Here is a 10,157-nt window from a genome sequence, read left to right on the forward strand (position 1 = left end):
ACCCATTCGGACAAAAAACACTGTATCCCAGGATTACATCTACCTCCCAGTCATACCTATCAGTCCCGATTGAACCTCGTTTTCCTCGAAGGATCTAACGCCATTCCGTTTCTGAAGGGAATTCAAGGAGTAAACTTGGGGAACGACGGTTATGCCATGCCGGAACGCAGCGCATGAGTTCACCTAATCAACATCCAACTCAGATTATGCCGTCCCAGTTTTATGCGCTTGATGCAGTTCCCATGGGAATTTGCGTGGTGCAGCTTGATTTCACCATTGTTTGCTGGAATCGCCTGCTTGAAGACTGGACGGGAATATCTCGGCAGCATCTGTTGGGTGTTGCCCTAGATCAAGCCTGTCCAAGCCTTTGGTCAGCCTGCTGCGATCGCCTTCAGTCATTGCTGAGCAACGAGGTGAATGAGATCGCCTTCACCTTGCCGGTCGATTTTCTGCGATCGCAGGCCATCACCTCGAACCGTCGCTCTGGGCAAGGACAGATCACATGGGTATCTTCACCAGAGGGATCATCAACCTATTTAATGTTCGCCGTCCAGCCTAGCTCGGCTAGCGATCCCCTGCCGCCCGCCAAACCGTCTCTGTATGGGCTAGAACAAACCATTCAGGTGCTGCATCAAGATCTGCCCCTGCATGAAACCCTACAAGCGATCGCCAATCAAGTCGGGCAAACCTTTCAGGTCGATCGCTGCCTGATCTATGCTCATCCATCCTCCCCGCGCTCAGCCTTACATCAGGTGGAATATTGCCGCGATGGTATTCCCGCTGTACTAGATGACTTTGAAGCCCTCGCCCACCACCTGCAGCATCACATTCAAACCGAGCCTGATCACAGCTCTTGGGTGATCGACAACTGTTCGTCTGGCCCATCACCCATCGCCCTTGCCGATGCCCCCCGAGAAGCTCTGAAAGCCGTGCAGGCTTTGGTTGCGGTGCCAGTTTTATATCAAGGGCAGGTTGCCGGTGTGCTGTGTCTACAGCAATGCGATCGCCCTCGTCCATGGTCATCAGAAACCCTTCATCATCTAGAGCTGATGGCTAGCTATATCGGGCTAGCGATTGCCCATGCCCAAAAGGCAGACCAGCATCGCCAACAGCAGCAAGATCTCATCTTAAAAACAACCATCTTGGAGCAAGCGCGCTGGAAAGCTGAAGCCGATAATCGTGCCAAAAGCAGCTTTTTAGCCACCATGAGCCATGAAATTCGCACGCCCATGAATGCGGTGATTGGCATGACAGAGCTGCTGCTGGATACCGAACTGACTCCTCAACAGCGCGATTTTGTCGAAACGATTCGCACCAGCGGTGATGCTTTGATTGTCATCATCAACGACATCTTAGACTTTTCCAAAATAGAAGCCGGAAAACTCACCCTCGACCAAAAGCCCTTTAAACTGCGCACCTGTGTTGAAGAAGCCCTAGATCTCCTCGCTCCGAAAGCTAGCGAAAAAGGATTAGAACTCGCCTATCTCATTCAGCCTGAAGTACCTCGTGTGGTGGTGAGTGATGTGGTGCGTCTGCGGCAAATTCTCAGCAACCTATTGAGCAATGCCGTCAAGTTCACCACCACCGGAGAAGTGACGGTGGTAGTGAATGCCCGGCAGCTTCGCTCAGAGCTTGCTGCGCAAGGCCGTTCTCAATCCCACCCTTTCACTGCCCGCTATGCCCTGCAGTTTGCCGTCAAAGATACCGGGATTGGCATTGCCTCCGATCGCCTGCGCTATCTATTCCAGCCCTTCAGCCAGCTCGATGCCTCCATCAGCCGTGTTTACGGTGGCACGGGGTTAGGCTTGGTGATTAGCCAACGCCTCAGTGAGATGATGGGTGGACGGATTTGGGTCGATAGCGAGCTGGGTGTGGGTTCTACTTTTTGGTGCTCCGTCGTGGTTGATGCCGTCGAAGAACCCCAGGTAGGATTTCCTAGTTCACCTATTCCTGGCTTAGCCGGCAAAGGGGTGCTGATTCTTGATGCCAATACCGTCAGTCAGCAAAACCTACTCCTACAGACCCGTACTTGGGGCATGACCTCATTGGCGACCCACTCCTTGGAAGAAGGAGAAAAACTTTTGAGTAGTCAACGATTCGACGTTATTATCCTGAATGGGCAACCGCTCAGCGTTCAGGATACCCAGTTGCTGCAGACGATTCGGCACTGCCCCAACGCCCAAGACATTCCGGTCGTACTGCTCACCCAAATCGACCAAGCCGTGATGGCCCAGCAAAATCCGATGGCTGGCATCCAGTACGTCAGTAAGCCTGTGAAGCAAAACGCCCTGTGCGATGCCTTGCTCCATAGCCTGAAAGCCCCCCATGATAAATTGTCTAGCCTTTCTAAGTCTGATATGGAACAGTTGTCCAAACCATCGATGTTGACTACCCATGACCTGCGTGTCTTGGTGGCTGAAGATAATCTAGTCAACCAAAAAGTGATCCTGCAACTGCTCAAACGGCTAGGACACGAGGCAGAGATTGCCAATAACGGTATCGAAGTGTTGGATTATCTGCGGCAGCATCCCTACGATCTCGTACTCATGGATGTGCAAATGCCAGAGATGGATGGACTGGAAGCCACCCGAGAAATCCGCCAGCAAATTCCCAGTGAACAACAGCCCTACGTGGTCGCTTTGACGGCTAACGCAACCCAGGGCGATCGCGAAGTTTGTCTCCAGGCCGGGATGGACAACTACCTGAGCAAGCCCATTCGTATGGACGCCCTGTCCACCATTCTGCAGCAGTATCAAAACATTCGCGATAGTCAGTGAGAATAGCCCGTGAGATAGATACAGCGAGCTTGTACCTGGCTAACTAGAGAATGACTCTGTAGCGCGATCGCTAAGCATCGATGGGAGCGATCGCTTGGGGAGGATGGGTGGCCAACACCTGCTTGAGATAGTGCCCTGTGTAGGACGTGGGATGGGCCGCGACCGTTTCCGGTGTTCCCATAACGATCACCTCGCCGCCGCGATCGCCCCCCTCGGGGCCCAGATCCACAATCCAATCGGCACAGCGGATCACATCCAAGTTGTGCTCAATCACCAACACCGAATTGCCCTTGTCCACCAACCGTTGGAGGACATCCAACAGCTTGTGGACATCATAAAATGAGAGCCCTGTGGTGGGTTCATCAATCAAATACAGCGTTTTGCCCGTGGCTCGTCGCGCCAACTCTGTTGCTAGCTTCAATCGCTGGGCCTCGCCGCCGGAGAGCGTCGGCGCTGTTTGCCCCAGACGCACATACCCCAAACCGACATCCACCATGGTTTGCAGCCGTGACGCTGCCTTGGGAATATTCTGGAAAAAGTCCAGTGCCTCATCGGCGGTCATGTTCAACACATCGGCGATCGACTTGCCTTTGTAGGTCGCCTGCAGGGTTTCCCGGTTGTAGCGCGCCCCTTTGCACACCTCGCACTGCACATAGACATCGGGCAGGAAGTTCATTTCAATGACATTCACCCCCTGACCACCGCAGGCCTCACAGCGTCCACCTTTGACATTGAACGAAAACTGCCCTGGCTTATAGCCTCGCGCCTTCGCCTCGATAGTTTCCGCAAACAAATCCCGGATCACATCAAACACACCAGTGTAGGTGGCAGGATTCGATCGCGGCGTGCGGCCAATGGGCGACTGGTCAATCACGATCGCCTTATCCAATGCCTTCAAACCTTGAATCGGTTCCATCTCCTTGGGATCGGGAATCTTGCGCCCAAAGTGATGTTGAATGGCAGGGTAGAGGAGCTCATTCACCAGGGTAGACTTACCCGACCCCGAGACCCCGGTGACGCAGACCAAGTTGCCCAAGGGAATATCCACATCAATCTGCTTCAAGTTATTGCGGTGGGCCTGGCGGATTTTCAACATGCGGCTGTTGCCGGTGCGCCGTTGGGCGGGTGTGTGAATTCTGCGCCGACCCGATAGATAGGCTCCGGTGAGGGAGTCTTCGGCCTTCAGCAACTCATCGAAGGAGCCCTGGGCCACGATCGCTCCCCCATGCACCCCAGCACCGGGGCCAATGTCCACCAAATGGTCAGCGGCGCGGATGGTATCTTCATCATGTTCCACCACAATCAGGGTGTTCCCCAAATTGCGTAGACGGGTGAGGGTGGCTAGGAGGCGATCGTTGTCTCGTTGATGTAGACCAATGCTGGGTTCATCCAGAACGTAGAGCACACCGGTGAGCCCCGCGCCAATTTGGGTGGCCAGGCGAATGCGCTGGGCTTCTCCGCCGGACAGAGTCATCGCCGTCCGATTAAGGGTGAGATAATCTAGCCCCACGTCGATTAGAAATTGCAGCCGGGCGCGGATTTCTTTGAGCACCAATTCCCCAATTTGGGCTTGGCGGGGCGTCAGGTGCATGTGATTGATGCAGTCTAACGTATCGCGGATCGAGACATGGGTGAGCTCTTTGATGCTGTATTGCCCCACCCGCACCGCCAGGGCTTCCGGCTTGAGGCGATCGCCCCCGCAGACCTCACAGTCTTGATCGACCAGATATTTTTCCAGCTTTTGCTTAAACGTTTCCGACGTGCTTTCCCGATACTGGCGCTCCAGCATGGGTAAGACGCCCTCATAGCGGCGATGGTATCCCTTGTCTTCTCGATAGCGAGAGTCCGACTCGATGTAGATTTTTTCCTCCGAGCCATGGAGAATCACCTGCTGCTGCTCCGGCGTCAGCTTACACCAGGCCGTTTGCAGTTCAAACCCAAAGGCCTGTCCCACGCTGTAGAGCAGGGAAAAGTAGTAGGTATTATCCCGCTCAGACCAAGGGGCGATCGCCGCATAAACCGGCAAACTAGGATCCGGCACCACCAAATCCGCCGAGAAGGTGCGTAGCGTACCCAAGCCATGGCAATGGGAGCAGGCTCCGTAAGGCGAGTTGAAGGAAAACAGACGAGGCGAGAGTTCCTCCATCACCGCGCCATGTTCAGGGCAGGCAAAGTTTTCAGAAAACACCAGTTCCTTGGGTAGGCGATCTTCCACCTGGTAGGAACCTGTGGCCTCTGCTGCCTTTGCCGATGGATGGCGATGGGCGTCCATATCAATGACATTGGGGCCCGCTTCCGAGCGATCGCCCTCCAAAATATCAATCACCGCAATGCCCTCAGAACGCTTCAGGCAGGTCGCCAAGGAATCCACCAAGCGCTCCTGAATACCCTCTTTTTTCACCAAACGATCCACGACAATTTCAATGTCATGACTGTGGTTCTTGTTCAGCTCAATGGAGTCTGACAGCTCCCGCACATCGCCATTCACCCGCACCCGCACAAACCCTTCCGAGGCCAGGCTCGATAGCAGCTTCTTATGGGTGCCCTTCTTGCCCCGCACCACCGGCGCAAGGATCTGAAAGCGGGTGCGATCGGGCAAACCCAAGACGCGATCGCACATTTGGTCAATGGTTTGGGGCACAATGGAGCGATCGCAGTGGGGACAGTGGGGTTCACCTGCCCGCCCAAACAGCAGCCGCAGGTAATCGTAGATCTCCGTCACCGTACCCACCGTGGAGCGAGGGTTGTGGGACGTAGACTTTTGGTCGATGGAAATGGCTGGACTAAGCCCCTCAATGGCATCCACATCAGGCTTGTCTACCTGGCCCAAAAACTGCCGTGCATAGGCACTCAAGGATTCTACGTAGCGACGCTGTCCTTCGGCAAAGATAGTGTCAAATGCTAGGGATGATTTGCCCGATCCCGAGACCCCTGTGAACACAATCAGCTTATTGCGCGGTAGCTCTAGGTCAATATTTTTGAGATTATGCTGTCGAGCCCCGCGAATGCGAATGATATCGGTCGATCCGCTAGCCGAGGTGTCCAGCTGGGCCGCCACGGCCTGCACCGATGCACCAGACTCCGAGGCGGTAGATTGGTCAGGGGATGATGACACAGAGGTGGATTTAGAGGAGCGCTTCGCCATGGGATATTCAGACACAACAGGAGGAACAGACTGCCCAACTGGCAACAGTTCTTAACAATCTTATCGTCTCTACCCAAGAAATCCCAATGGATGAGAGAGCAGCATTTGACCTTACCACGGGCGACCCCCCTCATGGTAGATCAGGCTCAACCTGCCGATGGGAAACTCTTGGCACTAACGGTCTATCTTAGCGGCATTGCCTGAATAGTACAAACGTTTTAGTCGGCAATATCTCGGAATGCTCCCTGTTCCCCGCTGGTCACGAACCGCATCATCGAAGCGCCTCGCTAAAACTCGGGGGCTGATAACCTAGCCGACCCCTGGGGGATTGTGCCACTCTAGGGATCAGCGGATCCCGTTGGCTTGGTCAACCATTGCTTGAAGATACATCAACTATGGCACGAGAAAAATTACTGTTGGGGTTTGGCGTGGCCGTGTTCGGTCTGGTCGCAGGGGTGAGTTGGGGGATGGATCGCGATATCCGGCGATCGCTCCTCTCGGGTACTGTGGCCCTAGCCTCCACCTATGCTGGCGGTATGATCGTCCAAGGCGATCGCGAGATCCCATCAGAGGCGATCGCTCCTCAAGCGGCAGCCGATCCACCGACACGCCCCCCTGCTTCCGATGAAGTCGCGGTATTTTGGGATTACGAAAATGTGAAAGTTGCGGCTCAGGGGGTAAAGGCTCCCTTAGCTGAGTCATTAATTAGTTATTCTGAAAGTAAGGGACATCCTCGCTTCAAAATGGTGTATGCCAACTGGCGGCGCGAACGAGAACCGCTGGTGCAGGCACTCTATAGTCTGGGATTTGAACCAATCCATGTTTCCACAGGTAAGGAAAACAGTGTGGATATTAAGCTTACGGTGGACTGTCTCAATACCGCCCATCATTATCCAGAAATCCAGCAATTTATCATTGTCACCGCCGATCGAGACTTCGTGCCCTTGGTCACAGCCCTGCGTACCCTGCGAAAACGCGTGACCTTAATTGGTCGTACCGAAACCGCCAGTGAGCAACTGTTGCTAAGCGCTAACGAATTTATTGATCTAGAAAAGCTATCCGCCGACGGTGCCTATCCAACCCTAGCCGAAACTCCCGAACCCCCTAGCTTGATTTCCTACGCCGATGCGATCGCCTGCCTCACCGAATCCATTAGCCAAGCCCGCGACCAAGGTAAGAGCACCCGCTTTGGCCCCACCGATCTGTTAATGCGGGCCAATTCTCGCTTTTCCTACAGTGGTTTTCAGTCTATTCGCCAAGAGCAGGGAGAACCCTTTTCCAACTTCAGCGCCTTCATTGCCAAGGCGGAAGCGGAGGGCATCGTTAAGGTCTATACCTTGAGTGGCTTCAAGGAGTTGTTTTTGCCCAACGAAGATCCTGAAACCGAGTCAGAATTTAGTAGTGACCTACCCGGTGACCTCGATCGCCATCATTGGGCAATTATTCTAGAACAGGTATGTTTATCCTTCCAAGATGGCCAACCTGGGCCCACCTATGGACGCTTTTTGGTGATTTTCAAATATGTACGTCAAGCGAAAAAAGACGAGCGGCTCAACCTGACCAATGGACAACTGAAACAGGCTCTGAGCCGCTTGGTGGAAACAGGTATTTTAGTGGAGCAGGCCAACGGTACCTATCAACTAGTGCCCGACCTAGATACCCAGCGAGAGTTCTACATCGACCAGTTGATGGGCCTACCACCGGCTGGAGCATCTAGCCCAATAGACGGAAAATGAAGGGGTAGCGATAGGGTTGATCGCTGTCCTTCAGGATCTTGAAAATCCCGATGATGGGCATAATCCAGTGAACCACAAACAAAATGGCTAGCAGCGGATAGCCAATCAAGACAATGGTCAGAATCCCGAAAATAATTTCGTATAGCCACACATTGAAGTGGAAGTTAATCGATTCCCTAGCGTTGTCTTTGACGACAGGGTCATTCGAGATCAGCAAGACGGCGATCGGCAACCCAACGGACAAAAACAGTGAGCTGAGGAAAATGGCACCGTGACTAACGATCGACAGGGCCTTGCGTTTATCGCTATCGTAGTATCCGGGGGTTTGTGTAGGATCCATGGGCGTCTCCCAAAATATTGACATGTAGTTCTAGCTTACGAAAGGCGATCGCGTTTTGACCAACCTCCAGAGGATGATTAAGTGATCCTGCGCCGCCTCTGCCATCAGAGAGGGCGATCGCACCCATTGTTAGATTAGCGCTACAGATTAGCGCTGCTGAATTGTGAGAGCGTCTCGCTCACAATTCATTGAGCATCGAAGCGTTGTTGCATGAAGAGAGGTCGCGGCAGGGTAAAGCCATGGTAGATTTCAGTTACCACACCTAAAGCTGACATGAAGCCTCAATACCGCATCCGCAACTGGTCTGAGTATAATGCTGAATTGAAACAGAGAGGCAGCCTCATCTTCTGGATTGACACATCGGTCTTAGGGCAGTGGGTCGTGGAGGATTGGAGTGGTAAACCAGGTGCCTCCATCCTCTATAGCGACTCGCAGTTCTGATGATGGAGCCCCTCAAAGTCATCTATGGGAAAGTTGAGGCTTAAGGCGTTGCTGAATACAAGTATGAATTCCTAAATCCGCCCTCTCCTTAGGGACAAGAGTTCCAGCTCCTTTCTCTCTGGGAAAAAGGGTTGGGGATGAGGGCAAATCATCTATCGATTCAGCAATGCCAGGCTTAATGATGAGATGGCAAAAGAAAAGCCTGGTACTTTTTTATTCATGTAACAAAGCCATTAAACGATGCAAAAGCTCACTATTACTCGACCCGATGACTGGCACCTTCATCTGCGCGATGGCGCAGAACTGAGAGCGGTTCTACCACATACGGTACGTCAGTTTGCCCGTGCCATCATCATGCCGAATTTGAAGCCCCCAGTACGCTCGGTGGCCGATGCTGCAGCCTACCGCGATCGCATCATCGCGGCAATTCCGGCTGGTCAGCAGTTCGAGCCACTGATGACACTCTATCTCACAGACAACACTAGTCCTGAAGAGATTATCGCAGCCAAGACATCCCAGTTTATCAAAGCGGTGAAGTACTACCCAGCCGGTGCAACCACCAACTCAGACCTCGGTGTAACGGATATTCGTCGGTGCGATCGCGTCCTGGAAGCAATGCAGCAAGTAGACATGCCGCTATTACTCCACGGAGAGGTGACAGACGGTGATATTGATATCTTTGACCGCGAGAAGGTGTTCATTGAAAAATACTTGATCCCACTCGTATCGCAATTTCCCAACCTGCGCGTGGTGCTCGAGCACATTACCACCTCAGATGCGGTGAAATTTGTCCTATCTGTCAACAATGTTGCTGCAACAATTACACCCCAACATTTATTGTTTAGTCGAAACATTCTCTTCAAAGGCGGTATTCACCCCCATTTTTATTGCCTGCCAATTTTGAAGCGCGAGGAGCATCGTTTGGCACTTTTGCAAGCGGCAACGTCGGGCAATTCCAAGTTTTTTCTGGGTACCGATAGTGCCCCTCATGCTCGCCACAGCAAGGAAAGCTTCTGTGGCTGTGCAGGTTGCTATTCGGCTTTACACGCCATGGAATTATACGCAGAAGCTTTTGAGAGTGCAAATGCACTGGATAAACTTGAAGCTTTCTCCAGCTTCTATGGACCAGATTTTTATCACCTCCCCCGTAATACAGAACACATCACGCTGACCAAAACGACTTGGCGTATTCCCGATGAAGTACCTTTTCCTAAATCTGGACTCGTGCCATTACGGGCAGGGGAGGAAATCACGTGGCAAATGGTGTGACACACGTGCGCAGGTTTAATTTTTGAGGAACTCCATCACGAGTTGGCAACCTCAGATTAAACTCACTGCTACGTGTGACTTTATCCCATACTTAGCGGTTCATCTCCTCGTTTAGCAACACCAGTTTTTGCTCGACATCAACATCGTTATTGCGCTTGTTGTTGGTGAGGCGGTCGTCAAAAGCAATTTCGCTCAAGCCCATAAAGCTTGTATCCAAGGGTTGCGATCGGGGAGTTGTGCCACGAGAACAGAAAGTCAAGGCGAGTTGAAGCAGATGTAGCAAGAGTTGATAAGCTAGTCACTAGAAGCACAATACTGGGATATGGCGCTAGAGCAGATCGGCACTACAGTGAGGTCAACAACAAGTTTAGACTCAAGGGTCGTCTATTATCTAAGAATGATCTATGGCACTGCGACACGCTCTAGTTCTAGTACCACTGATACTCATT

Annotated in this window: 6 protein-coding genes; 3 read left to right on the forward strand and 3 right to left on the reverse strand. The window is 52.7% G+C overall.

Annotated elements, in window-relative coordinates; translation table 11 throughout:
* The first annotated feature begins 173 nt into the window (after positions 1 to 173).
* Entirely contained in the window at positions 174 to 2,777 is a 2,604-nt protein-coding gene (locus tag V6D20_23350; protein ID HEY9818715.1) for a response regulator, read from the forward strand.
* Positions 2,778 to 2,847: 70 nt separating this feature from the next.
* Here V6D20_23350 and uvrA read toward each other — a convergent pair whose 3' ends face one another.
* A complete protein-coding gene (gene uvrA / locus V6D20_23355; protein ID HEY9818716.1) occupies positions 2,848 to 5,922 on the reverse strand; it encodes an excinuclease ABC subunit UvrA in 3,075 nt (1,024 codons plus the stop codon).
* 395 nt (positions 5,923 to 6,317) lie between these two features.
* Here uvrA and V6D20_23360 point away from each other — a divergent pair, with 395 nt between their 5' ends.
* Positions 6,318 to 7,658 carry an NYN domain-containing protein gene (locus tag V6D20_23360; GenBank protein ID HEY9818717.1) on the forward strand — a complete coding sequence of 447 codons (1,341 nt, stop codon included), beginning with the start codon at positions 6,318 to 6,320 and terminating at the stop codon, positions 7,656 to 7,658.
* Here the strand turns inward: V6D20_23360 and V6D20_23365 are convergent.
* Positions 7,636 to 7,998, reverse strand: a complete 363-nt coding sequence (locus tag V6D20_23365; protein ID HEY9818718.1) for a DUF4870 domain-containing protein — start codon at positions 7,996 to 7,998, stop codon at positions 7,636 to 7,638. The genes V6D20_23360 and V6D20_23365 overlap by 23 nt on opposite strands.
* A 681-nt stretch (positions 7,999 to 8,679) precedes the next feature.
* On the opposite strand from V6D20_23365, the gene pyrC reads away from it, so the two are divergent.
* On the forward strand, positions 8,680 to 9,708 hold the full coding sequence (gene pyrC, locus V6D20_23370) for a dihydroorotase (protein HEY9818719.1): 1,029 nt from the start codon (positions 8,680 to 8,682) through the stop codon (positions 9,706 to 9,708).
* Positions 9,709 to 9,799: 91 nt separating this feature from the next.
* Here the strand turns inward: pyrC and V6D20_23375 are convergent, their stop codons facing one another.
* A complete protein-coding gene (locus V6D20_23375) occupies positions 9,800 to 9,967 on the reverse strand; it encodes a hypothetical protein (protein ID HEY9818720.1) in 168 nt (55 codons plus the stop codon).
* Positions 9,968 to 10,157: the final 190 nt, after the last annotated feature.

This window comes from Candidatus Obscuribacterales bacterium (assembly GCA_036703605.1).
GTDB lineage: Bacteria > Cyanobacteriota > Cyanobacteriia > RECH01 > RECH01 > RECH01.

Excerpts from the sequence above, each read along its gene's own strand:
- V6D20_23350 (HEY9818715.1), top strand. The coding sequence starts at position 174 with ATGAGTTCACCTAATCAACATCCAACTCAGATTATGCCGTCCCAGTTT.
- pyrC (HEY9818719.1), top strand. The coding sequence starts at position 8,680 with ATGCAAAAGCTCACTATTACTCGACCCGATGACTGGCACCTTCATCTG.
- uvrA (HEY9818716.1), bottom strand. The coding sequence starts at position 5,922 with ATGGCGAAGCGCTCCTCTAAATCCACCTCTGTGTCATCATCCCCTGAC.
- V6D20_23365 (HEY9818718.1), bottom strand. The coding sequence starts at position 7,998 with ATGGATCCTACACAAACCCCCGGATACTACGATAGCGATAAACGCAAG.
- V6D20_23360 (HEY9818717.1), top strand. The coding sequence starts at position 6,318 with ATGGCACGAGAAAAATTACTGTTGGGGTTTGGCGTGGCCGTGTTCGGT.